Raw genomic sequence first — 24,596 nt, forward strand, 5'->3', positions numbered from 1 at the left:
TGCTTGCTAACACATTGAAAAAATATCTTTTCAAAAGATAGGATTTAGAGCGGCGCTTGATAGTTAAACGCAGTTATGTCTGTACGATGAGTAAAATGGCCGACGTGGAGAAATTAGAAAACACACACTTTTATACTTCGCAGAATTATCGATATATGGATAATGATTAGCTGATTATACAATACTACCTATTATGAGAGGGGGTAAGCTAATCACATTTCGATCTTTGTTAATTCATAGCGCCGAATGGCACTCATTTCATCAGCCCACAGTAGAGAAATAAATTCCGGTTTCAATATGATTTTTACGCTTATTTATGAACTAAAAAGCTTTCCTTTTAAGTTGCGCAGCCGAACTAACACATTGAATTCAGAGGGTTACAGAATGCAGGTTAATTATTATCGAGTGAGATTGAAGGGAATTATCTCTTATTCATAACTATAAATATTTAACCTTAAGCGCCGATAACAGATAAAGCGGGAAGAGTTGATGTTACCTCAGATAACAAGGCGAATGATGAGCATATCCATACTTAATCTCGGTGTTTCCGACACCGAGCAAACCAAAAAACTCATAAATAAGACATTTTCATATATGGTCTCGTTATTGATGGGTATTTTTATCATCGCGATTATTTCATTGCTTGCCATAAAGGATAACGTTAATACAACCAATGACAGGCGTGATGAATTTTTTTTGAAAAAAACACTTTTCACGAGAGAGGAAAATATACGCAACCAATTGAAAGACTATGCTGAATGGGGTGGTGCCTATAAGCACCTTCATACAACGATCGACCTGGCCTGGGCGTGGGATAAACAGAACCTTGGTAAGTCGCTTTATGATAATTTTGGCTACGAAGGCGTTTTCGTCCTCTCCCCCGAAGGCAGAACCCGCTACAGCGTGCTTGACGGAACACTAAGGCTGGAAGACCTGGACAGCTGGACAGGCATAGCTACAAAAAATGATTTACTTAATAAACTGAGCCAAAACCATGGAATGCCCATGTCTGTGGTGACGCTCATCAATTCCGTTCCGGCCATTGTTTCTGCCGCATGGATAACAACGGGCAGTGATACGAGCGTGGCCACCTTACCGGGCTCCCCGTCCACCATGGTATTTATCGAAAAACTCACGCCTCAAAAGCTGCTTACAATTGGGCATGATGCAGGGATAAAGAACGTTCGCGCTTTGCCTGTCAAAGGCATTTCTCAAACAGAAAACCGGGCAGGTTTTACCTTAGCCCTTAATACTGGCGCAGTACGCATTGCCTGGGACAGAGAAAACCCGGGTGAGGCTTTGATAATTTTTCTCCTGCCATTACTAATACTCTCAGTACTCCTGACTATTTGTATGACGGTAATATTAATGCGCCATATCATGCACAAGGCCAGGATTAATGATGAAAATAGCTTTCTCCTCGAGCAGGCTCGACTAAAACTTATTACCAGTGAAAAACGGTTCAGGGATGTCAGCGAAACAACCAGCGACTGGCTCTGGGAAACGGATAACTCTTTGAAGATATTGTGGTTATCTGAACGTTTTTTCAGAGTAACAGGTTTTGATAGTAGTGAATGGACAGGCCGCCGTCTCGATGAATTATTTCCTTCAATAAAGGATGTTTTTCAGGACTGTCTACATCGACAGGAAATATCAGGGCAGATTGCATTTAAGAACTGCCCATACATAAACTCAAAAAACTCAACGGCATATTGCACCCTGCTGGCAAAGTTTGTGGTTCAGTATGATGGCTCCGTGGTTATCCGTGGCGCTGCGAACGATGTTACGCAGGAAGTCGAGGCAACAAAACGCGTCCAGTTCCTGTCACGGCATGATGAATTAACCGGCCTCCCCAACCGGTATCACATTAAAGAGTTTCTGGCGGGCCAGTTAAATAAAGAAAAAGATTACTTCTTTTCAATGATTTGCCTCGATCTGGATAAGTTTAAACCCGTGAATGATATTTTTGGGCATTCAACAGGCGATGCCCTGCTTGGCGAAGTGTCCTCGCGCCTTAAGAGATGTATACGCAGCGGTGACTTTGTAGCCCGGCAGGGAGGCGATGAATTTTTAATTCTTCTCGCCGACACCAGTCAATTAAATCAGGTTGAAGAGGTTTGCCGGCGCATCGTGCAGGAACTCAACCGTCCTTTCTCCATTGATGGTAATGATGTGACGATAGGCGTCAGCATGGGGATTGCCATGGCGCCACAGGACAGCAGCAGCGCGAACGATCTTTTACGCTTTGCCGACATTGCGCTCTATGAGGCAAAACAATCCGGTAGAAACAAATGGGTTTATTACCGTCAGGATATGTCGGAAAAGCTGACCGAGCGCAGAAAAATGGCAGCGGAACTGAAAACCGCCATTCAGGAAGGTCAGCTCTCTCTGGTTTATCAGCCTCGCTTCAATCTCAGAACGTCCAATGTGGAAGCGGTGGAAGCCCTGGTTCGCTGGCAGCACCCGGAACGAGGGAGCATGATGCCGGATCAATTCATTCCGCTGGCTGAAGAAACCGGGCAAATTATTCACCTCAGCAATTGGGTTATACGGAAAGCCTGTTCCGACACGCTTGATAAATTGCCTGGATTATCAGTTTCGGTAAACGTTTCGCCTGTTGAGTTCCAGGCAAGTGATCTGGCGGACAGAATAAAAAATATTCTTGAGGATACGGGGCTTGAGCCCACACGGCTTGAAATAGAAGTGACTGAAAACGTCACGCTTTCTGATCCAGAAAGGACCTGTCAAACCATGAAAACTCTCAAACAAATGGGCGTGCGCATTCTGATTGATGACTTCGGCACCGGCTATGCATCGCTGAGCTATCTGAGGAAGTTTCAGTTTGACGGATTGAAACTCGACAAAAGCTTTATTTTTTCACTGGGCGACTCGCAACAAAATCAGTCGGTGGTAGAGAAAATTATCGATCTGGGTAAAGCCTATTCAATGGAAGTGACAGCAGAGGGAGTGGAAACCGCCGATCAGTTATCTTTTCTTAAAAAGAATAAGTGTGATGAAGTCCAGGGGTATTTTCTCGGGAAACCGGTGGCCATTACAGATTTGAATTTATCTTGAGTAAAAGGGCGCTTTTTTTGGCCGTGCTTCCCAATCCAGGATATATCCAATCCTTACAAAGAGGCCTGCTAAAAGTCCTCCGGACTGACGAGACCAGTTTCGCCGTCATTCGTGAGGACATCGACCAGCCCATAATTGCACGAGACCACAGGTCGGGCACCACCGCCAGATACTGCCAGCCTTCATCCGTGCGAAGGTACGTAATGTCTCCTGCCCACTTCTGGTTCGGGCCGCTGGCGTAAAAATCCTGTTTTAGCAGGTTCTCTGACACAGGCAAGCCGTGCTCACGGTAACTGACCGGGCTGAACTTCCGGGTGGCTTTCGCCCGCAGTCCCTGACGGCGCAGGCTGTCGGCGATGGTTTTGATATTGTATTCAGGCAGTTCTTCGGCGAGACGAGGCGCACCATAACGCTGCTTTGTCTCAGTGAATGCCTGACCGACAGCAGTATCACATATCACAGGTGAGCCGGAACTTCTGGTGAGGGCCGGGTTGATGGTGACGCTTGAGCCAGGCATACCAGCCGCTTCGGGCAACCCGAAGCACACGACACATGGTTTTGACGATGAACTCAGCCTGATGCTTTTCGATGAAGACAAGCTTCATTTCAGGCGCTTCGTGAAGTATGTCGCGGCCTTCTGGAGAATGGCTAGTTCTTCATCCCGTTCAGCCAGTTGTCGCTTAAGGCGGGCGATTTCAACAGACATTTCCTGCTCTCGTTCGGAAGAAGAATGGGCATTCTTTAGCTTGCTGCGCCAGGCGTAGAGTTGCGACTCATACAGACTGAGTTCACGGGCGGCAGCGGCGACACCGATGCGTTCAGCGAGTTTCAGGGCTGCATCGCGGAATTTAGGTGTGTACTGTTTACGGACCGTTTTGCTGGTTTTGTCATGAGTAATCACCTCTGGTTGAGAGTCTACTCACTTAGTCGCGTGTCCACTAATGGTGGGTAAGATCAATGCAGGCGAGAGCAATAAGATCAGGAGGCTAACGCTCCTCCGGTCAGATAGCTGTTGCACGATTATGTGCGGAAATCTCATTTACACCTGCTTTCTACTCGTCGAGGTTAACCATAAATATTTGCTTACGTTAATGTTCTCCATCTCACCTGGAGGATTAAGAATTTTTAGTTATTAATACAGGGGGCGCTGCCAGCGTTAGCTTTTTTACCTGTCAGTATGCAACTGCAAAGCGGTATATCTTCAGGCCAATTAAGGATATTTTCTGATGTTCAGCCGTTTTATAACCTACTCAGCATCTTTCTTTTTGTCATTGCCCGTCTTCATCATAAGTTTACCGGGGCACACAGCATCTTTAACGGACACGGCTGAATACCAACAGATAAGCGGGCTGATCAGGGAACCACTGACGCTGTCCGTCACTTTAAATAATGGTCAGCCTGCAATACTTGATGCTTTTGTCACACGGCCGGTTAGCAAGAAACCTTTGCCGATTGTGTTAATCACCAATGGAACGACCGGTACGGCTGAGTTTGATCGCTGGACGCTTAACCCAAACCGGTACTCCTCAACGGCAATCGCATTTGCACGCCACGGATATGCTGCTGTGGTTGTCCTCCGGCAGGGATATGGTCAGTCCAGTGGCGCTGCAGAATATACAGGACACTCATGCACCCAGCCCTTTCATCTTCAGGCCGGAGAACAGGACGTCCAAAATATGGTTGCGGCGCTTGACGCTGTGCGCCGGAACTCATGGGCGTCTGTTGACAACGCGATGCTGGTTGGTATGTCGGCCGGTGGATTTGCTGTAATCGCAACAGGCGCAACAAATCCACAAGGCGTTAAGGCGGTTATCAATTTTGATGGCGGCAGAGGGGCTATCGACGGCAAATCCCTCTGTGATAAGACAGGCCTGATGAAAACGTATGAACAATACGGAAAAACAGCGAAGCTCCCTTCACTGTGGCTTTACGCAGAAAATGATAAGTCGTTTCCCCCGGATACAGGCAGAGAAATGTTTAATGCCTATCAGCAGAATACAAGCCCGGCCCGGTTCATCGTCATGCCTCCTTACGGGAAGGATGGACATGTTTTTATGGATTCAGCGCCGGAGAGTTTCTGGTGGAATACCGTTGCCACTTTTCTTGAGCAGAACCATCAGCCCTTTCAGGAGATAATCAAGCTTCCTGTCGTAAATCTAATTGAGCCGCCAGCCCTGAATGCTGCCGGAAAAAAAGCTTTTTCCGAGTATGAAACAACGCAGCGATATGAAAAAGCATTTGCTACCGATCCGGACGGGGACTGGGGAGCTGCATATTGGGCCAGAAATAGTCAGGAAGCGGCCGCAACAGCACTTAGTATCTGTACAAAGGAACAACGGAAAGGCGCAGCTAAATGCACACTTTACGCTATCAACAATAATTACGCCTCAGAGAAAGTGCACTGAAATAAGCTTATGCAACCGTGGCCCTGCCGCTTGTATGATATTAGGCTTCTTCCTTGAGCAGAGCGGATATGTTTTTCTCTGTACTATCCGCTAACTGCCAGGTACGGAAACGCATGTTATACATTCGAGTTCAGGAAGTAAGGAACAACCTGGTTAAATAACGTTAATGACGCAATGCGTTATGAGTCATAAATTCAGTAATGGCGTCAACTACCCCTGGGGCCAGTGGTAGAGATGCGTTTGTATAAGCTGAATTATTCTCACATCTGTCGGCTGAATGAACCTCTTTAAGAACGTGGTTTACATCCGGCAAAAGGACAAGGGTTGATTTTGGATTCGCTGACTTAAGCTTTCGGGCATCATTTTCCGTTACCTGCAGAACGCGTTGCCCCTGTAATATCAATACTGGTTTCGTAATACGGGCTATTAGATGACTTGGGTTAAAGGAAAAAATATCCATAAGAAATCCCTGAACAGCTGGATGAAATATCCTTTGCAGAGCGGGGTGCATATTCTGAACATTGGTTCGCCTGTTATGCTCTAACTCATTGATAACGAAGAGAGCATCGTCCAGCAGGATTGCATTTTCCTGATTGGCCTTAAACTGATACCTTAACACTTCCCCCAAAGGACTCGAGGGTGTTGCAACCACAATTAAACCATATACATCACGTTCCTCCGCTGCGGCCAATGCCACGATCCCCCCTTCACTGTGCCCGAGAAGCCAGATACAGGGACTTTCCAGATGTTGTTTCAATACCGTTATCCAGGAACGAACATCCTCAACATAATCATTGATTGTCACTGCGTTTGTGTCCGTTACCGCCGCTGAACTGGCAAACATTCCACGCTTATCTACTCGCAACGTTGCGATGTCGTTTAACGCCATATTTTCCGCAAGAAGCCGATAAGTTGAAGCATTAACGCCAAGAGGATTATTACCGTCCCGGTCAGTTGGTCCGGAACCTGGAATAATCAGAATGACATTTTTTGGATTCGGGTATGGGCTAAGTAGGATGCCCTGGAGAGAGCCTTGCGGGCCCTGCGCCTGCAGAAAGGTTTCATATGTATTTTTATGCATAATAAAATGAGCCATATAAACTATTTTTATGAAAAACACAGACTGCATCATTTTAACGTTTTAAACGCATAGACTAAATAGAGACATTCAACATTGTTTTCCCTTAATAACCCATCGGCTGTTAATTTATCCTATGAACACATAATATACCTGCCATATTGTCCTGATATTAAGAATTGTAAAGCCAAAATGTCACCGAATTCTGTTCAATTATCTCACGTAGAGTTCAACAACGCCTTCTGTTCGCGTAAGCACGCCTGTTTTAGTTCCACGCACTTTTTACAGGGGGAGGTCAGTGGGTAAGATCAGGGCAGACCACGGCAGTGAAAACAGACATGCCCATACAAGGCAATCTGCCCTTAAAGCTTGTGCTGATATAATTAGCGGCGTATTGCCATTGCCTCAATTTCCACACCGGCATCTTTTGGCAGGCGTGCCACTTCCACGCAGGAACGTGCCGGAAAAGCGGCGTGATGTTCGCGGAAAAAGGCTTCATACACCGCGTTCACCTGCGAAAAATGATTGAGATCTTTGACAAAAATTGTTGTTTTAACAATATCCGCCACCTGCAGACCACTTGCTTCGATAATGGCCTGTACATTTTCCAGCGACTGCCGGGTTTGCTGCTCGATACCCGCCGCCATCTCACCCGTCGCAGGGTTTAGCGGGATCTGCCCGGAAGTGAACACCAGGAAGCCTAAATCTACTCCCTGAACATAAGGCCCAATAGCGGCAGGTGCCTGCGAAGTTGAAATTGCTGACATAGACCAACCTTGTTAAAAAGTAGCGTTATTTTTGACCGGAAAGCTCCGTTGTACGACGTACCGCAGCCAGAACGCTGCTTTGCAGTCCAGCGGCGAAATCACTTTTATTCAGCTCGTATAAACCATTAATGCCGACACCCGCCGGAGAGTTATTAATATCCATCAGTTGGCGTGGATGGCGTCCGGATAACTTAAGCATTTCAACCGCGCCGACCAGGTTTTCCCACACCACTTGCGTTGACTGAGTACGGGTTAATCCGGCAAGAACACCGGCGTCAGCCAGCGCTTCGACAAAGTAATAGACATAGTTGACGCCAGCGACAGCAAACCCGGTGAAGACGTCAATCAGCCGTTCCTCCAGCACCATCACCTTGCCGAAACTTTCAAGAAATGGCATAACGGACGCACTGTTGACATAAGCATTAAACGCCACGCCGCTGTAGCCCAGCCCGGTATCCGTCAGGGTATTCGGGATGATGCGCGTAATCGGGCGCGTCTCGCCCAGCATCAAAGACAGCTGTGCCAGCGTTACGCCTGCAATAATAGATATGACCGACGCCTGTGGCGCTGCATGCTGCTTAATCAGTTGTGCGACACCCGCAATATCATCCTGCGGACGTATTCCCATCACGATGTGATCCGCTGCAGCCAGCGCGTCGGGCAGATCTTGTGTATTGCTCAACTGGTAGCGCGCTTTCAGCGTTTCAATTCGTGCGGGATCAATATCCGATAAGCTGACCTCATCCGGTTTTAATGCGCCGCGTTTTAAGGCGGCGCGCAGAATCGCTTCGGTCATTTGACCGGCACCAATAAAGTGGATATGGCTCATAGTTAATCCTCGGCAGTAACAGAAACAGGGCTCAATGACCTTTCCACCAGCGATACCCAAAGACCGATGCCAGGCGCGATAAGTTGGTCATTAAAATCGTAATGTGGGTTATGTAATGCCGCGCCTGGCGTTGGGCCATCGGCCCCCAGCCACAGATAAGCGCCCGGACAGGCCTCCAGAAAATAGGCGAAATCTTCTGCCGCCATTGATGGCGATAACTGCGTATGGACCTGCGTGATCCCGGGGACCTGGCGCGCGGCATCTGCCAGAATTGTCGCTTGCGGCGCGTGGTTGACAGTGACCGGATACCCGTATTCCCAGCGAATGCTGCCACTGACGCCAAACGGCCCGGTGATCTGTTCGACATACTCCGCCATCAGGGTCTGGCAACGCACTCTGGCGGCCTGGCTCAGGCAACGCAGTGTGCCGGACAATAGCATTGTCTGCGGAACGACATTTATTGCTTCTCCGGCCTGCAGTTGCGTCACGCTGATCACAGCGCTGTCCAGAGGAGAGAGGCGACGTGTGGTGATCGTTTGCAACGCGGTAATCAGGTGTGCACCGGCCAGCACCGGGTCGGCACCTTTTTCCGGCATTGCCGCATGGCATCCGACGCCAGTCAGCGTAATAAAAAAATTGTCCTGCGAAGCCATCATTGGACCTGCGCTAACGGCCACTTCCCCTACAGGCAACCCCGGCCAGTTATGCAGCGCATAAACCGCAGAAACGGGAAAACGCGTCAAGATCCCTTCTTCCACCATCAAACGCCCGCCGCCAGCGTTCTCTTCCGCAGGCTGAAAAATAAAGTACACCGTACCGTTAAATGCTCTGGTCTGGCTGAGATAGCGTGCTGCACCCAGCAGAATGGCGGTATGCCCGTCATGTCCACAGGCGTGCATCGTGCCGGGCGATGCTGAGCACCAGGCAACGACATTGTTTTCCTGGATGGGTAATGCATCAATATCAGCGCGAAGGGCTATAGCCGGACCATCGCCATGGCGAAGAACACCAATCACGCCCGTACCCGCAATGCCGGTATGCACTTCAAGATCATATTCGCGCAGCAGGCTGCTGATTTTTGCGGAAGTATGAAACTCTTGTAAGCCAATTTCTGGTCGCGCGTGGATCTCACGTCGCCAGATAATCGCCTGTTGAATAATCTCTTCGGGAATTTGGGGCATATTTCCTCTGCATTTTCCCGGCGCAATGCCGCAGCATGGCGCTGTGAATGGATTACCGGAACGCATAATGCCCTCTGGTAGCCGCTTAAATTATCGTTTTGATCTTAACGAAAAGATCGGTTCAGGGTTTACCAAAATAGATTCTGGCGAGCCCTTCTTTTGTCACTTCAACCGCGTGCCCGGCACTCAATGAAATATGTTGCTCAATCAGCACCACGCCTTTTTCTATATCCCGCTGACGTAATGCCGCGATGATTTCGACATGCTCGTCATAGGCATTGTTCCTGCGTACAGGCGTTTCGAGATCGATACGCCGGAAAAAACGGCTTAGCGAATTTAGGCTATCGAGCATTTCATAGAGCCGACTGTTATGAGAAATACGGGCTATTTCCATGTGAAAACGCTCATCGATTTCCGCTATCTTCGCCCAGTCCTGTTCGGTTTGCGCCGGGCGATGCTGGCTCACTTCCTCCCAGATCGCCGTGGTTGCAGCGATCTCTTCATCTGTTGCCCGCAGGCAGGCGAAGCGAAAGGTTGATTGCTCTATCACCATTCGCACTTCATACAGCTCTCGGACACCTTCCGGCGTCAGGTCACGAGAGTAAAACCCCCGGTTGGGTACAAAGTTCATAAAGCCGTCTTTTGCCAGACGGTTCAGCGCTTCCCGTACCGGGGTACGCGAGACGCCCAACTGTGCCGCAAGCTCCACTTCATTCACCCGTTCGCCGGGACGAAAGTGGTAATCAATCGCCAGACCTTTCACTTTCTCGTAGACCTTTTCCACGCTGTCAGCGCTACGGGATTTCTTTTTAATAGTAACCACATTATCCCCTTAATTTACCGCATACCCAGCACGAAAATAAAAATGCTGTACAGGTGATTTCACGTAATATTTTTATTGATAGCACAGCAAAAAAAACAACTCAACACAAAAGTGAATACACTTTAATTTTATTTAAAAGGTACTGATTTATAATGTTTTTTTATATTATTCATCGTCGTGAAGTTTTCTCGCACCATTTTATGGCAACACTGCACCAAAAAGACTCAAAGTGTATTCACTTTTGCATGTAAATCTTTTTGTAAACCACGAAGATAAAGGAAAATGAAAGTTTCACTATGTGATTTTTATTATTTTCGATTCCCTTGTATTTATTCGGGAATTTGCATTTACCTCACCGGAAATAAGCAGATGCTGTCTGAGACATCCTGGCTGCCTGGCATCGTTTTTGCTTAATACACAAGTGTATGCACTTATATATTCACTTTAGTGCGCGCTTATTCGGCATTACCAGGCAGGCTTGTGCATGTTTGCGCAGGCGACAAAACACCGGCCTCAGAAGCCGGTCACAGCAAACCGGAGAACCAACATGAAAAATTGTTTTGGGCAGGGCATGACTTTGTCAACACTGGCAGGTATGACGTTGTTAGGTCTGGCGCACACCGCGCAGGCCGATGTAAACATTGGTGCAATTTTGCCTTTAACCGGCACCAGCGCCAGCATTGGTGAAGATCAACGTCGTGGTATTGAACTGGCGGTTGAACAGGTAAATGCCCATGGCGGCGTTAATGGTCAACCATTACATGTGATCGTGGAAGATTCCGCCGAAAGCCCGGTAACAGGCCTGAACGCCGTACGTAAGTTAACGCAGGTTAACCATGTACCTTTAGTGGTGGGCAGTTTTTCCTCCAGCGTCACTATTCCGGTTGGGCAATATCTGGTGAAGAACAATCTGCTGCACATCAATATTTCCGGCACCAGCACTGATATCCGCAAAATCGGCGCGACCTCCTGGAGCGTTATTGGCCTGGATTCCCTTTCCGCGAGCTTCTCGGCAGAAGATGTACGTCAGCTCGGTTACAGCAAAGTAGCCTTTATCGCCCCGGATGGAGCTTATGGTCAGGGTATGGCGGAGCAGTTCACCAAAGCGTTTGAAAAAGCGGGTGGCAAAGTGGTCGCCAAAGTGCTCTATACCAGCGGTCAGCCTTCTTATCGCCGCGAGCTGGAGCAAATCTCCCGCGCCCATCCACAAGCCTATGTTTATACCAGCTACGGACAGGATGCGATTGTGCTGAACCGTGAGGCCTGGGAATTGGGGCTGAATAAAACGCCCTGGTATGGCATGTATTTAACTATGGCCATTGAAGGTTCCCCGGCGCAGTACACCAACGGGCAGGTTGGTATGGAAGTCGCGGGTATTGACCAGAAAGCGGCGAGCGGCAACGGCGCAAATTATGCTGATCTGTACCAGAAAAAATTCCATGAGAAGCCTCGCTCCGTGTACGGCAGCTATGCCTGGGATAGCGTGATGCTGGCAGCGGCAGCGATTGATAAAGCGCACAGTGCCGATCCGGCAGCCATGATCGCGGCAATGAAAACTGTTGCGCCTGGCTTTACGGGCATTACCGGAACATTAAATCTGGATGCCGATAACCAGCGTCAGTCCCAGCCATACCTGAAAGTGAAAGCGTTTAATGGCGTACCGGTTCCCCGGTAACGAGTCGCTTTATCTTGCCAGTTCACGCTACATCATCGGGGAAAAACCATGCTGCAGTTTTTGATTGATACATTGATTCGCACTGCGGATTTGTCGCTGGTCGCGCTGGGATTAAGCCTGGTATACGGGCTGGTACGGTTCGCCAACATCGCCCATATGCAATATGCCATGGTCGGTTCATTTATTACCGCTGCCGGGCTTCATCTTGGCATGCCGTTGTCTCTGGCAATCGTGTTTTCGGCAATGGTCTGCGGCATGCTGTCCATGATGTTGCATCACTGGGTGTACCAGCCGCTGCTGAAAAGCGGCACCGCTAACGCCATGATTGGCTCGTTGGCGGTATCGATGGTGCTGATTGCTCTGGTTCTCGGGGTTGAAGGATCGGCCCCGGTGAATTATTCCCTGCCAGTTGGCGCACTCGTGCAAGTTGGTGACACCCGCATCTCCTCCGACGAGCTCTGGAGTCTTGGCGTCACGATTTCTCTGGTAGTGATGTTCAGTCTGCTGCTGTTTCGCACGCCACAAGGCCGCGCTATCCGTGCGCTGGCCAGTAACCGGGATCTGGCAGCAGCCTCCGGGTTAAATGCCAGCGCCATTATCCACACCGTCAATCTGGTGGCCGGAATGCTGGCCGCCGTGGGCGGCAGCATGCTGGCGATGAACGCCAGCGCATGGGTTAACCAGGGCAATGATCTGATGTTGCCGGTACTCGCTGCCGCCATTCTCGGCGGGCTGGGAAACCCAATGGGCGCCATTTTTGGCGCGCTCCTTATCGCGGCAACCGAAACCCTCGTTACCAACATCGACTGGAGCTGGCTGTTCGGCGGCGACTTATTGTTTATCCCGGTGACCTGGGTGAATGCCTCATCTTTTGTGATTCTGCTGCTGGCGCTGTTACTGCGTCCTTATGGCCTGTTTAACCGGGAGGTTCGCCGTGTCTGAGTTTTTACTGCATATCCTTTGCCTTGCCGGGATATATGCCATTGTTGCGCTTGCTCTGAATTTACAGGCAGGTTACGCCGGTTTACTGAATTTCGGTCATATCGTGTTTGTCGGCACTGGCGCTTATGCCATCGGTCTGGGAAGCAATTTGGGGTTACCGCTGTGGCTGGTGATCCCGGCCGGATTACTGTGTGCCCTTGTTATCAGCGCGTTAATGACGTTGCTGGGCCGTCAGCTCACGGCTGATTACTGGGGCATTGCCACGCTGGCGCTGGCTGAAATCATCCGTATTGCGGTCGTCAATGAAGACCGTCTGACGGGCGGCGCGCAGGGGATTGGCGGGCTGTCCGCGCCCTGGTCAACTGGCGATACGGTCACTGATACGCGTATCTTCGCGGTCATTATTCTGCTCAGCGTTATCGTCGCCACGCTCGTCAGCCTGCGGATCGGTGCCAGCCGGTTTGGCCGGGCGCTGCGGCTGATGCGTGAGCAACCTCAATTAGCGATCTGCATGGGCTATGCGCTGCCGTGGCTGAAATGCCGCGCGTTAATGAGTAGCGCGGTGATGTGCTGTCTGGCCGGCATGTTACTGGCCTGGTACACCGACTATGTCAGCCCGGATTATTTGCTCTCTTCGGAAACCTTTCTTATCTGGAGCATGGTGATGATCGGCGGTATTGGCAATGTGCGCGGTGTGCTGTTGGGCGTGTTGCTGGTGGAAGCGCTGTATAACTTTATCCCCTTCGCAAAAGACTATTTCCATATCAGTTCAGATCTGACTGGCGCTCTGCGCCTGGGGTTGGTTGGTCTGGCTCTATTACTGTGTCTGCTCACCCGGCCGGGGGGCCTGTTACCGGAAAAATTAAGGACTTTATCATGAGCCGTTTGCTTGAAGTGGCTGATGTCAGCAAAGCCTTTGGTGGCAACCAGGTACTGACATCCGTGTCATTTACGCTGGAAAAGGGCGAAATTCTTGGTCTGCTGGGGCCGAATGGTTCCGGTAAAAGCACGCTGCTCAACACCATTTCCGGGTTTACCCGACCAGATGGCGGCAGCATCACATTTGATGGTCGCTCCATTGCTTGTCAGCCAAGCCACCGGATCATCCAGGCGGGCATTGCGCGTACCTTCCAGCTCCCCGTTATGCCGGAAAAGATGAGCGTTATGGAAGTTGTGATGACGGCGGGTACTCGTCATCACGGGTTATTCAACGGTCTGCTGGGCCTGTCCTCCGGGCGTAAAGCTGAACAGGAAGACAGAGCCCGCGCCAGCGAATTGCTGGATATCTTATTGCTAACCAAAGTTAAAGATCTACCTGCTGCGGCGCTTTCCGGCGGACAGAAAAAATTACTGGGCATTGCTTGTGCACTGATGGGCAAACCGACGCTTCTGATGCTGGATGAACCCATGGCCGGTGTGCATCCGAAATTACGCCAGGAGCTGGTAGAAACGTTGGTCAACCTGAGTCGTCAGGGTATTTCACTTTTGGTCATTGAACACGATATGCACTTTATCAACACCTTGTGCCAGCGCTGCATTGTGCTGGATCGCGGGCAGATTGTCGCCAGTTGCCGCCCGGACGAACTGGCGCAGAACCAGCAGGTGCTGGAAGCCTACCTTGGGCACAGCACCACAACATTGCAGGAGGCCGTATGATTACCCTCGAAAACGTGGTCGCCGGTTATACCCCGGGGATTGATATTCTGCATGGTATTTCATTGCACGTTGAGCAGGCGGAAATCGTGACACTACTGGGGCCAAATGGCTGCGGCAAATCCACCTTGCTGAAATCGATTGCTGGTTTTGTCTCCCCGCGCACAGGACGGGTTGAAATCGATGGCCGGGAAACGGCAAAAATTCCGGTGCACCGGAAAATCCGTGAATGCGCACTCGGTTTTGTCCCACAACTGGACAACGTCTTCAACAATCTGACTGTGGCAGAAAATCTGCAAACCGGAGGGCAGTTTTTACCGCCCGGCCAGCGTAAGCAGCGGATGGCGCAACTGGCGGAACATTATCCGGTGTTACATAAAAAGTGGCAATCACCCGCGTCCGCGCTTTCCGGCGGCGAGAGACAAATTCTCGCGCTGGCCCGCGCACTGATGCCCGAACCCGCCGTACTGCTGCTTGATGAACCGTCTGCCGGGCTGTCGCCGAAAATGCTGACGGAAGTGTTTAGCGCCATACAAACCATTCGCCGCCAGGAGAAAGTGACCATTTTGATGGTCGAGCAGAATGCCATGGAGGCACTGCACATTTCTGACCGGGCTTATGTGCTGGCGCTGGGGAAAGTGGCGATGGAGGGGAGTGCGCGGGATCTGCTGGACGACCCCCGTATGCGCGAGCTCTATTTTGGCGGTCGTGCCGCCTGACAGGATCAATAAAAAGAACAGAAGGAATACGCCATGCCGATTACCCCGGTTATCGATCACGCGGTGATTAATGTCGATGAAGAACTGGATCAGGCGCAATGTCTGTTCCAGCGGATGGGATTTCAGCTCAGTACGCGGGGACACCATTCGATGGGCTCCAGCAACCATCTGGCCATATTTGCTGATAACTATCTGGAACTTTTAGGTTATGAGCCAGCCAGGCAGGCAGACTCGCGAGGTTTATGGAACGTTGCTCCAGGCCTTGCCGGACTGGTCTGGAAAACCGGGGATGCGCATGCGGTATGGCAGCATCTCCAGCAATGCCAACTCGATGGAGAACCGCCAACCCGCTTCTTCCGCCCGGTGATACTGCCGGACGGCAGTCAGGCTGAAGCCCGGTTCTGTATCTCGCGGATCCGCGCCAGCGCCGTGACATACGGTTTCAGTTTTTTCTGCGAACATCAGACGCCGCAAGCCGTTTGGCAACCCGCCTGGCAAGTACACCCTAATGGCGTGCAGGCGCTGTCCGCGTTCGTTATTGCCTCGCCTCAGCCTGAACAGACACTGGCGCTGTATCGCCAGTTATTCAGTACGGAGGCCCGCGTAGAGGACAACGGTGGCTATGTGCTTGATTCAGGAACCTGCTGCCTGCGTATTATCACGCATCAACAGGCAAGCCAGGAGTTCGCGCTACCGACTGTCGCTGCGCAGGCACCGGCGAAAATGGTGGCGCTCTGTTTTCAGGTGGCGTCACTGGAGCGGCTCAGAAACTGCTTTAACCAGGGCGATATCCAGTGGCGTGAGCAGGGCCATCAGGTGTTGGTGATGCAGCAGCAGGCGCAGTGGCTGGCGATGCGTTTTGAGGAAAAAGCGTAGAAGGGAGCGTCCAGGGAGAGGTGCCAGCACGCAAAGGGAACCTTTGCTGGCGGCTTCTCTTGTGTACTTCAGGCATAACATTTCCAACCCGGCTGCACTTTCTGGCAGCCGGCAGATTTCGGCACAAATTTCAGAGGGTGTAATCCACGGCGGCGCGGCCTTACTCCGCCACCAGCCACATATCCGCTTCTTCAAACATTTCCTCGAGCATCCGGTTCAGCTTTTCCCTGTCGTTTTTACTGGCATCACTGTTCAGACCGTTGGCCTGCATGGGTTTTACCCGGACATCGGCATCAGGAAACAGACGGTGAACACGCCGGGTAAGTTCATCGAGGATGATTTCCCTGGCACCGGGAAGCCCTTCAACATTGCGTTTGTCATAGACCAGTTCAACGAACATTAACCATTCCTGTGTGTGAATTAATAACGCAGTATTTATACTGTATAAAAAAACAGTAATCAACATTGAAAGTGAAAGTGAAAGGGGAAGGGCAGTAGGTATTTTGCGCGATATCGATAGGTTATTTCGTGCTATTTCTCCACGACATGGGTGAAAGACCCTCGGATGCCAGGTGGTTCAGGGGTGACTATTTTTCCCGACTGATGCTTTCTGAATATGTTCCCGAGTGGTATTTAACGACCTTCACCAGGTTTATCGCCCACAGGAAGCCACCCCGCTGCGTGCGTCTTTTGGCTGAAATAACCGTAACGCTTTCGTTTCTGCGGCTCCCCTTGTAGCATATGTCACGAATTTTATTGTGGTTGTAGCGTGAGCTCTAAGGAAGTGAGTGTGTTTGCGGAATTTGGCGTTATCAGTTACTGGACCTATTTTATCGGCGCGATTTTTATCATTCTGGTGCCCGGGCCGAACACCTTTTTTGTGCTGAAAACCAGTATCGCGGGTGGATTACGCAACGGTTATACCGCTGCGGCAGGTGTTTTTATTGGTGATGCTGTGCTGATGTTTCTCGCGTACGCCGGTGTCGCCACGCTGATTAAAACAACACCGGTATTGTTCAATATCGTGCGTTATCTCGGCGCGATTTATTTGCTGTGGCTTGGCGGGAAAATGCTCTACAGTACCTTTGTCCAGCCAGCGCAGCCGCAAAACGATGACAATGCGCCCAAAGGCGATATTTTAAAACGCTCGTTGGTGCTAAGCCTGACTAACCCGAAAGCGATTCTGTTTTATGTTTCGTTCTTTGTGCAATTTATCGACATCCATTATGCCCGGCCCGGCGTGTCATTTTTTATTCTCGCCAGCACGCTGGAGATTATCAGCTTCTGCTATTTCAGCTTCCTGATTGTGACAGGTTCGTATGTGACACAATGGGTGAAGACAAAAAAACGCTTAACCCGTCTGGGAAATTCGCTGATTGGTTTAATTTTTGTCGGCTTCGCTGCCCGTCTGGCAACGTTACAATCCTGAAGATATAACCTAAAGATAGAGAAATAAAAGCCACGTCAGCAAACGTGGCTTTTTAGCGTTTATTCTGTCAGCACGGGCATTTTCGCCATGACAAACTCCAGCACTTTTTCACCATCCATTGACGCGAAAGGATAGCTTTCAATAATCGCGACAGGCGCATCACCCACGGCGGCTTTAATTTCATCGAGTTTGTACTGGATGTGCGGCGCGACCAGAAAACAGTCAAAGGCGGGAGCAACGCTGGCAAAATTATCCATACCGACCGCACTAATCAGCATGGGATAGTTATGTTCGTGGGCTGCCTTTTGCATCCGTTTCGCCAGTGCATTGGCGGTATTGCCGAAAAGACAACATATAAGTAACTTTTTCATGGTTCTGTCCTCCAGGAAGAATCCCCACACTATGTCCGCCAGTGGTGAGAAAATGAGCGCAATCTCCAGGTTTATGACGAAATATCGTTACTGAAACACCGAAATAGCTTCTGCTAAACGAATAGCCTGCTGATTCATGCGCCCGGAGGCTTCAGCGCCTTCTTGCACACGCTCGGCATTCTGGTGGGTGATCCTGTCCAGATCTTCCACGGCCAAACTTATTTCGCCAAGCGCAGTCGCCTGTTCGGCAGTGGCTGCGGTGATGTGTGCAATCAGCGCGGTGACGTTCTGTACCTGGCTAACAATCTCTTTCATCGTCTTTCCTGCGTTATCGGCCAGCACACTACCGGAATCGACGTTCGTCACACTGGTTTCGATCAACGCTTTGATTTCGCTGGCCGCGCTGGCGCTGCGGCTTGCCAGGTTTCTCACTTCGCCGGCCACCACCGCAAAACCTTTGCCTTGTTCCCCCGCGCGTGCAGCTTCTACCGCGGCGTTCAGTGCCAGGATATTAGTCTGAAAGGCAATACTGTCGATAATGCTGGTGATGCTGGCAATTTGCCGCGAACTGTCCGCAATCGCCGACATCATCTCGATCATCTGGTTCATGACCTGTCCACCTTGCTGCGCCGCGCTCTGTGTTCCTTGTGAAAGGGCGGTGACTTCCGCTGCCGTCTCGCGGTTACTTCTTACCGTCGCCGTCATTTCGTTCATGGTGGCGGCCGTTTGCTGCACATTTGCTGCCGCCTGTTCAGTCTGACGGCTTAAAGAATCATTTCCTGCCCGTATCGCGTCTGATGCTTTCAGCACGGTCACCGCCTGGCCGCTGACGTCGTTAACCAGCCAGCGAAACATCAGGCCGAGCTGATTGATGGCGCGTAGCGTCACTCCCACTTCATCTACGCGGTTGAGTTGTTCCACCTGATGTATTTCGCCGCTGGCAACCTGCAATGCCTGACGCCGCAGATGTTCAACCGGGCGAACGATTTGCTGCTCAAGCCAGATATCGATTATCAACAGCAGTAGCGTCATGAAACCCGAGAAACTCGCCATTTGCCCGGGCGTCAATCCATGCAACCAGGCGGCCGTCAGGCTGAATAACAGCGCGAAAATCAGTGCCGAGCGTAATCGCCAGCGCAGGGAAAGGGTGACGAACAGCGAGCGCCACGCCATCCAACCGGTGCGAATAATTAATCCCTTATGAAAACGTCGGCCTTTGCTTTGTCCGTTGCGAAACTCACGGTACAGCGTCTCTGCCGCCGCGATTTCTTCCGCTGCGGGGCGCGTACGTACTGACATATAACCCTTGATCCTGCCTTCACGCACTACCGGAATGGCGTTAGCGCGTACCCAGTAGTGATCGCCATTACGGCGGCGGTTTTTTACCAGCGCCGTCCACGGTTCCCCCTGTTTCAGTGTGCTCCACATATCCGCGAAAGCCTCTTTTGGCATATCGGGATGGCGAACCAGGTTATGAGGTTCGCCTTTTAGTTCTTCAAGCGAAAAACCACTGACCTGAATAAACGCGTCGTTAGCATAATTAATATGGCTTTGTGGGTCAGTCGTTGACATTAACGTGGCATCATTATCGAAAACGTATTCTTGCTGTGTGACGGGTTCATTGTTACGCATAGTGAGCCTTCTCAGGAAAAGGGGTACGAGCCTGAAATATGTTACATTTCTTATGTCTATTTACTGCATGGGTGCTGTGTGCTTCATATTTTTCTGCTGCTTACGTATTGGCAAAATAATGCATAAAATAATTTCACTTAAGCCATCATCTTTTTTAAGAGATGAAAAATAAGTTTCACTTAAGGAGCTGAAAAGCGCACAGCAGTAAATTAAGTGTATATTTAGATACCAGTTTAACCACATATAATGTAGATGTTTTTATTATTGTGGAAGCTGCAAGGGGGAATGTTTCCACTGAAACTAACGTCCACCAATAAGAGTTGTGGCCGGGATCATAAACCTGTTGCTATGCTGTACTGAGAGGTGCCAAACACGCGCCAGATCGTTTCCTGTCGGCCTGGATTCAGCTACGCTGAAACTCTCTTACTGCGAAAGGATTGTTCTTATGAAAGGTACTGTTGTCCACCACGAACACCGCATTGGCTTTCTTGTGATTCGCGATGATAAAGGTGAGTTCGCTATCGCAGAGTTGCTGGGAAAGTATGATGTTGAGATGGGAGATATCGTTTCTGGAAACCTGCACACCAACGGTAATGAGACGCTGCTTAATCAGACACAGAATGAAGCGATGGAGGTCTGTGTGAAAGGCTATGGATTGTCTGAACACGATGCTATTAGCATGCTTTTGCGTACGCACTGAATTAATCAACTGTTTCTTATGCGATATATCCTGATTCCAGCGAATTAATTGCAGAGAGAAAGAGTACCTATTTTCATGTGCTGGTTGACGTTGGGGAAGGGCAATAAAAAGCGGCAGTTTCGACACCAAAACTGCCGGCGAATGTTTTTTTGAGATTGTTAAAGCGTATATCCGTCACTTGCGCACTTTATAACCGGTTACTGGATTCAGAGCTAACGCAAATTTTTCTGTGGGAAGATTAATAAATTTGATGATCATCGGCGCTGTGCTCCGTTTAACAGATCTCTGTTGCCGCGAATGTGACGCTGTGGCAGCCCGATTCATTAATCTGTCTTAATGTTTGTCCGCAGTTTGAAGATTTGCACCCTCTCTCCAGCAGGTTTTTCCGCCTTCTGCTTACTACATTTGCTACAACTGACCGGATAAATAACCTGCGCGTTATGCATCGTACTGATGGTGATTCTCGGCAGTGTGGATTTTCGTCAGCAAACGAAAGGGTTTACTGTCGGCCAGCCAGTCCGGGATCTCATCGGGTGACAGCGGGCGTGAAAAGAGATATCCCTGTGCGACATCGCAGCCATACTCTTCCAGAATGCGAGCAGTTTCGAGATCCTCAATCCCCTCGGCCAGCACCACGTACTGCAACTCCTTGAGCATCATAATCACGTTACGGGCGATAATTCGGCTGCCGGTGTCGCTGGTCACCTGGCTGACCAGCGAGCGGTCGAGCTTGATAACGTCGATCGGAATTCGGCGTAAGTAACTGATATTGCTGTAACCGGTGCCGAAATCATCAAGCAGGATGGTAAAACCCAATAGTTTCAGTCGGTCCAGTTCCGCCAGCGCCGGATCGCTTTCAAGCACTTTTTCCGTCTCCAGACACTCGATACGCAGATCGGAGGTATAAAGACCCGCAGCGAGCACGTTACGTTCTAACTGGTCGGCAAATCCCGGACGCGAGAAATCACTCACCGTAACGTTAATCGACACTGGCAGCATAATGCCCTGCAGTTTCCAGCTTTTTAACTGTGCGATCACCGTCTTAATCACCCATTGGGTAATACTGCTCATCAGTGTGGTTTTTTCCGCCAGCTCCACAATAACGGCCGGGGAGATATTCCCCAACTGCGGGTGTTTCCAGCGCAGTAAGGCTTCGACACCTTCGGTTTTACCGGAGCACAGCGAAATCTTCGGCTGATAGACCATATACAACTGATCCGGGGATTTGATGGCTTCACTGAGATCGTGCAGCAGCTTAAAGTCTTTATTGCGTTTGTGGTCGAGGATCGGGTTAAACAGCAACGCCGGAATATCCTGGCGAATCGACTCATGCAGGGCGCTAATGCCCTGGCGCACCACTTCCTGCACATTATCTTCCTGCGGGAGAAATTTAACGTAGCCCGTATGCAGCGTCAGGTTGATGTCGATATCACCAGCCACTTTCGCCTGCGTACAGGGTAAACGTTCTGCCCGTTTTGCCAGCGTCAGCGCATAATCAATATCCACCAGCACGGCATAACGCGCGGTGGTAAAGGCGTAAAGCGTGACTTCTTCCTTCAGTTTCAGGCGCAAACGTAGCAATGAGCCGAAGCTGCGCAATAGTTTCTCCAGCGCTTCCAGGCCAAGATAGCGAGAGAGTTCGTAAGCGCGCGGCATTTCGATGCAATCAAAAATCACCAGCCCATAAGGGGTGCTCACTTTTTCATGTCTCAGCCGCTCCATCTCTTTCATCAGAAACTGGCGGTTAGGCAGGCCGGTCAGTGCATCAACCAATCCGACGGTATAGAAGGATTCAAGATACGCGGCGGCGAGAGTGGCGACGCGTAAAAAGCTGGCAACCTGGCTGGATGTGGGCACGTAGGTTTCGGGGTGACTCGCACACAGCGTACCCATGATCACGCCATCTTTATTTATCATTGGCGCTGAGGCATAAAAAAGAATATGGCCGCTTTTTACCAGCGGCTGATGATTAAATCGACCATCAAGACGCGTATCAGAACTTATTACCATCTGGCCGCTGTGCAAAGAATATTGGCACATGGTCTGTTCAATACGTATTTTTACGTGATCAATCGGTATATTTTTAACATATTTGATATATTGAAAAACGTCATCAAATGTCGTGATAAAGCAGCCTTCAACCCCCATAACTTCGCAAGCCAGAAGAGCAAACTCGGCCAGTGCCGCATCGCGGGATTTATCCTCCTTGCTCAGCAGCTCCAGAGTGGCTAACCGTTTGCTTTCGCTTTTTTTCAGACCAGTGAACATAGCGAGCTCCTGCCCAAATAAATGAGACCGTAGAAATCTGTTCAGATGACGCCATCATTCGTTTGGTTGAGTTCTGCGCTGAAATAGCAATGTGTCTGGAATTACCACCAGCCCAATTGCGTTCCGACCACGACGACAATTGCCACAATCAGCATAATGATGGTTGTCTTTCTCACGAAAACTCCTTCACCGGCTATATTCGCCAGAAATGAATGGTATAAGAGATAGAAGAAAATCAGATTTTTCTCAAGCTATCCATGTGGGTAAATACACGTTATCGAGACGAGTAAAGTTTTTTGCTTTATTTTTTATCGGATACCTTACTTCGTTCGCATTGCGCGGCATTAAATCATGAAAACAGGGTATTTGATATATCACGGTGCGGTGCAGCGGAAAATCGCAGGGAAAATAAAAAAAAGCCCCGTTGATGAAGACGGGGCAAAAACTCATTGATTACGGAATGATGTTCTCTGGTCATGGGTGAGAACGAGACTCACTATAATGACCAAAAGTGCAGTAATAATGAAGAAATCATGGAGATAGCCCCAGCTTGAGGCTATGCTGAATAGTGATTTCGCCTGTACCTAAGGAAAAAAATAATGCGCTATGTTTTATGGGTTTTGCCGCTTTTCGTGACCGCTTGCTCTGCACCGAAACCCGATGCACCTCTGCCGCCGCAGATCGGTAAAGCCAATCCGGCGGCGATGTACTGCCAGCAAAAGGGGGGGCAACGGGTGCCGGTTCAGAGTCCGCAGGGTGTGCGCACCGAGTGTAAATTGCCGAACGGAGAGGTGATCGATGAATGGGCGCTATGGCGTCGCGATCATCAGCAATCCGGTTCGTGACAGTAGTGGGTAGCCCAGGGTAAACTTCTTTTTCGGATTAATCTCAGTTTACTGTTACGAGAGTGTCAGAGAAGTATGTTTCAGCTACGAGCGGGCAGCCAGGCTTTAGTCATTGGTGCCCAGACTGTCAATGGTCGCTGCAATATTGGTAAAGCCGTTGAACTGTTCGGATTGTGCCAGCCGGGAGAACGTTTTTTAAACCCTGTTAATGGCGTAATCACGGAGATGCCACGTAACGCTGGCCGTGCGCTGTGGCTGGTCACCGGAAATGTCACCGCTTTCGATGGTCAGCAGGGCTTCGCTTTTATACGGGCTGAACATCTGATGCCGCTGCAACCTGACAGCGAACCGCAGGATCTACGCGAACGGGTTATCGACTAAGCCAACGAGCGTAGCCATTCAGCCAGCACAATGGCATGATTTTGCGCCTCGTTTTTCGCCGCGTATAACAGCGTAACGGTGTCCTTTTTACCCCGTTGCGCAAGCTGTACACCTGCCGTTTTTTGCGCATCCAGCTCCTGGCGGTAGGCTTCGCTGAAGCTGGCGAAATCGAGCACCTCCCCGTGAAAGGCTTTGCGCAGCCCCGTCGAGGGTGCCAGCGTTTTGTTCCATTCATCAAAATGCAGATCGGCTTTTTTTACGCCGCGCGGCCAGAGCCTGTCGACCAGCACCCGGTAACCATCGTCCTCGCTGGCGGCGTCATAAACACGTTTACAGTGGATCATTGCTTCTCCCTCTCTTTAACCCAGGCAATCAGTGCCGGTAATTGTTGCTCGGAAAAAACGCGAATTCCATGCTGCTCCAGCAGTGCGGCGGCGACACCCATACCCGGCTTCTGCATGCCGCTGAAAGTCCCATTGTAGATATGCTGGCTACCGCAGGTCGGGCTACCGTCTGTTAACAGAGCAGCGCGGCATCCGGCCTGCTGCGCAGCGCTCAGTGCCAGCCAGGCGGCCAGTTGATAATGCGCGGTGACATCCTGACCGTTATCCTCAAGGATCCGCGCGCGATCGCGCATCACGTCGGCCCCGTCGCCAGCCACAATTTCTGCGGGCGGGCGCGGAACCGGTAATCCGGCAGCCAGCTCCGGGCAGTGAATTACCAAACGGTTTTCCTGCTGCCAGCGCTGTAGCGTGTCCTGTATTGCCGCTTTTTCGCGGCCATTGTAGCGCACTTTAAAACCCAACAGGCAGGCGCTGACGAGGATGCGGATTTGCTGCACGGGTGGCTCCTGATAATTTGTTCTTGCGCGAGAGATTATTTCATTCTTTAACGTGATACATGATCTCAATTTTAAGGTGTTGTGATTCCTGTAAAAGACAGCTAAG

At 50.3% G+C, this 24,596-nt stretch carries 23 protein-coding genes and 1 pseudogene; 12 read left to right on the top strand and 12 right to left on the bottom strand.

Translation table 11 applies throughout. The features are described from left to right. Positions 1-489 precede the first annotated feature (489 nt). Positions 490-3,075, top strand: a complete 2,586-nt coding sequence (locus BM427_RS04980; RefSeq protein WP_244316591.1) for a bifunctional diguanylate cyclase/phosphodiesterase — start codon at positions 490-492, stop codon at positions 3,073-3,075. Positions 3,076-3,169: 94 nt separating this feature from the next. Here BM427_RS04980 and BM427_RS04985 read toward each other — a convergent pair. Beyond that, a pseudogene (locus BM427_RS04985) lies at positions 3,170-3,973 on the bottom strand (IS3 family transposase); the annotation flags it as partial. Between the two features lie 328 nt (positions 3,974-4,301). Here BM427_RS04985 and BM427_RS04990 point away from each other — a divergent pair. Then, positions 4,302-5,480, top strand: coding sequence for a CocE/NonD family hydrolase (locus BM427_RS04990; protein WP_090119738.1), 1,179 nt, complete (start codon positions 4,302-4,304; stop codon positions 5,478-5,480). A gap of 163 nt (positions 5,481-5,643) precedes the next feature. On the opposite strand, the gene BM427_RS04995 is transcribed toward BM427_RS04990, so the two are convergent. From BM427_RS04995 to BM427_RS05015, 5 genes are all read right to left on the bottom strand, one after another. Continuing rightward, positions 5,644-6,576: an alpha/beta hydrolase gene (locus tag BM427_RS04995; RefSeq protein ID WP_244316590.1), complete on the bottom strand. Its 933-nt coding sequence runs from the start codon at positions 6,574-6,576 to the stop codon at positions 5,644-5,646. A gap of 365 nt (positions 6,577-6,941) precedes the next feature. Continuing rightward, positions 6,942-7,325, bottom strand: a complete 384-nt coding sequence (locus BM427_RS05000) for a RidA family protein (protein ID WP_090119742.1) — start codon at positions 7,323-7,325, stop codon at positions 6,942-6,944. A 25-nt stretch (positions 7,326-7,350) separates the two neighbouring features. Next, positions 7,351-8,154 carry a pyrroline-5-carboxylate reductase family protein gene (locus tag BM427_RS05005; protein WP_090119744.1) on the bottom strand — a complete coding sequence of 268 codons (804 nt, stop codon included), beginning with the start codon at positions 8,152-8,154 and terminating at the stop codon, positions 7,351-7,353. Between the two features lie 2 nt (positions 8,155-8,156). After that, entirely contained in the window at positions 8,157-9,335 is a 1,179-nt protein-coding gene (locus BM427_RS05010) for a M20 aminoacylase family protein (protein ID WP_090119746.1), read from the bottom strand. Between the two features lie 121 nt (positions 9,336-9,456). After that, positions 9,457-10,158, bottom strand: coding sequence for a GntR family transcriptional regulator (locus BM427_RS05015; RefSeq protein WP_090119748.1), 702 nt, complete (start codon positions 10,156-10,158; stop codon positions 9,457-9,459). Positions 10,159-10,705: 547 nt separating this feature from the next. Here BM427_RS05015 and BM427_RS05020 point away from each other — a divergent pair. Genes BM427_RS05020 through BM427_RS05045 form a run of 6 tightly spaced genes read left to right on the top strand, consistent with a single transcriptional unit; the run spans position 10,706 to position 16,023 of the window. Then, the gene (locus BM427_RS05020) at positions 10,706-11,833 is read left to right on the top strand and encodes an ABC transporter substrate-binding protein (protein ID WP_090119749.1); all 1,128 of its coding nucleotides are present in this window, start codon (positions 10,706-10,708) and stop codon (positions 11,831-11,833) included. Between the two features lie 48 nt (positions 11,834-11,881). After that, a complete protein-coding gene (locus BM427_RS05025) occupies positions 11,882-12,775 on the top strand; it encodes a branched-chain amino acid ABC transporter permease (RefSeq protein ID WP_090119751.1) in 894 nt (297 codons plus the stop codon). Further along, complete coding sequence (locus BM427_RS05030) at positions 12,768-13,655, top strand: branched-chain amino acid ABC transporter permease (RefSeq protein WP_090119753.1); 888 nt, start codon at positions 12,768-12,770, stop codon at positions 13,653-13,655. The genes BM427_RS05025 and BM427_RS05030 overlap by 8 nt, the downstream gene beginning before the upstream one ends. Next, complete coding sequence (locus BM427_RS05035) at positions 13,652-14,431, top strand: ABC transporter ATP-binding protein (protein ID WP_090119755.1); 780 nt, start codon at positions 13,652-13,654, stop codon at positions 14,429-14,431. Before BM427_RS05030 ends, BM427_RS05035 begins: the two co-directional genes overlap by 4 nt. After that, positions 14,428-15,147, top strand: coding sequence for an ABC transporter ATP-binding protein (locus tag BM427_RS05040; protein WP_090119756.1), 720 nt, complete (start codon positions 14,428-14,430; stop codon positions 15,145-15,147). Before BM427_RS05035 ends, BM427_RS05040 begins: the two co-directional genes overlap by 4 nt. 33 nt (positions 15,148-15,180) lie before the next feature. Further along, on the top strand, positions 15,181-16,023 hold the full coding sequence (locus BM427_RS05045) for a VOC family protein (RefSeq protein WP_090119758.1): 843 nt from the start codon (positions 15,181-15,183) through the stop codon (positions 16,021-16,023). A gap of 160 nt (positions 16,024-16,183) precedes the next feature. On the opposite strand, the gene BM427_RS05050 is transcribed toward BM427_RS05045, so the two are convergent. Continuing rightward, entirely contained in the window at positions 16,184-16,423 is a 240-nt protein-coding gene (locus tag BM427_RS05050; RefSeq protein ID WP_090119760.1) for a DinI family protein, read from the bottom strand. Positions 16,424-16,813: 390 nt separating this feature from the next. On the opposite strand from BM427_RS05050, the gene leuE reads away from it, so the two are divergent. Next, entirely contained in the window at positions 16,814-17,452 is a 639-nt protein-coding gene (leuE, locus tag BM427_RS05055; RefSeq protein WP_090119761.1) for a leucine efflux protein LeuE, read from the top strand. Positions 17,453-17,511: 59 nt separating this feature from the next. Here leuE and BM427_RS05060 read toward each other — a convergent pair whose 3' ends face one another. Next, a complete protein-coding gene (locus BM427_RS05060; protein ID WP_090119762.1) occupies positions 17,512-17,823 on the bottom strand; it encodes a PTS sugar transporter subunit IIB in 312 nt (103 codons plus the stop codon). 87 nt (positions 17,824-17,910) lie between these two features. Beyond that, positions 17,911-19,455 carry a methyl-accepting chemotaxis protein gene (locus BM427_RS05065; protein WP_090119764.1) on the bottom strand — a complete coding sequence of 515 codons (1,545 nt, stop codon included), beginning with the start codon at positions 19,453-19,455 and terminating at the stop codon, positions 17,911-17,913. 445 nt (positions 19,456-19,900) lie between these two features. Between BM427_RS05065 and BM427_RS05070 the strand changes: the two genes are divergently transcribed. Further along, complete coding sequence (locus BM427_RS05070; RefSeq protein ID WP_090119766.1) at positions 19,901-20,155, top strand: hypothetical protein; 255 nt, start codon at positions 19,901-19,903, stop codon at positions 20,153-20,155. A 438-nt stretch (positions 20,156-20,593) separates the two neighbouring features. Here BM427_RS05070 and BM427_RS05075 read toward each other — a convergent pair whose 3' ends face one another. Next, on the bottom strand, positions 20,594-22,423 hold the full coding sequence (locus BM427_RS05075; RefSeq protein ID WP_090119767.1) for a sensor domain-containing diguanylate cyclase: 1,830 nt from the start codon (positions 22,421-22,423) through the stop codon (positions 20,594-20,596). A 599-nt stretch (positions 22,424-23,022) separates the two neighbouring features. On the opposite strand from BM427_RS05075, the gene BM427_RS05080 reads away from it, so the two are divergent. Together BM427_RS05080 and BM427_RS05085 are read left to right on the top strand one after the other, a co-directional pair. Beyond that, positions 23,023-23,268 (top strand): putative hemolysin, encoded by a 246-nt coding sequence (locus BM427_RS05080; RefSeq protein WP_090119769.1) that lies wholly within the window; start codon positions 23,023-23,025, stop codon positions 23,266-23,268. 75 nt (positions 23,269-23,343) lie between these two features. Beyond that, the gene (locus BM427_RS05085; RefSeq protein WP_090119770.1) at positions 23,344-23,649 is read left to right on the top strand and encodes a hypothetical protein; all 306 of its coding nucleotides are present in this window, start codon (positions 23,344-23,346) and stop codon (positions 23,647-23,649) included. On the opposite strand, the gene BM427_RS05090 is transcribed toward BM427_RS05085, so the two are convergent. Continuing rightward, positions 23,646-23,993: a DUF488 domain-containing protein gene (locus BM427_RS05090; protein ID WP_090119772.1), complete on the bottom strand. Its 348-nt coding sequence runs from the start codon at positions 23,991-23,993 to the stop codon at positions 23,646-23,648. The genes BM427_RS05085 and BM427_RS05090 overlap by 4 nt on opposite strands. Next, on the bottom strand, positions 23,990-24,490 hold the full coding sequence (locus tag BM427_RS05095) for a 2-thiouracil desulfurase family protein (protein WP_244316589.1): 501 nt from the start codon (positions 24,488-24,490) through the stop codon (positions 23,990-23,992). The genes BM427_RS05090 and BM427_RS05095 overlap by 4 nt, the downstream gene beginning before the upstream one ends. Between the last annotated feature and the right edge of the window lie 106 nt (positions 24,491-24,596).

This window comes from Kosakonia arachidis (assembly GCF_900116535.1).
GTDB classification, from domain to species: domain Bacteria; phylum Pseudomonadota; class Gammaproteobacteria; order Enterobacterales; family Enterobacteriaceae; genus Kosakonia; species Kosakonia arachidis.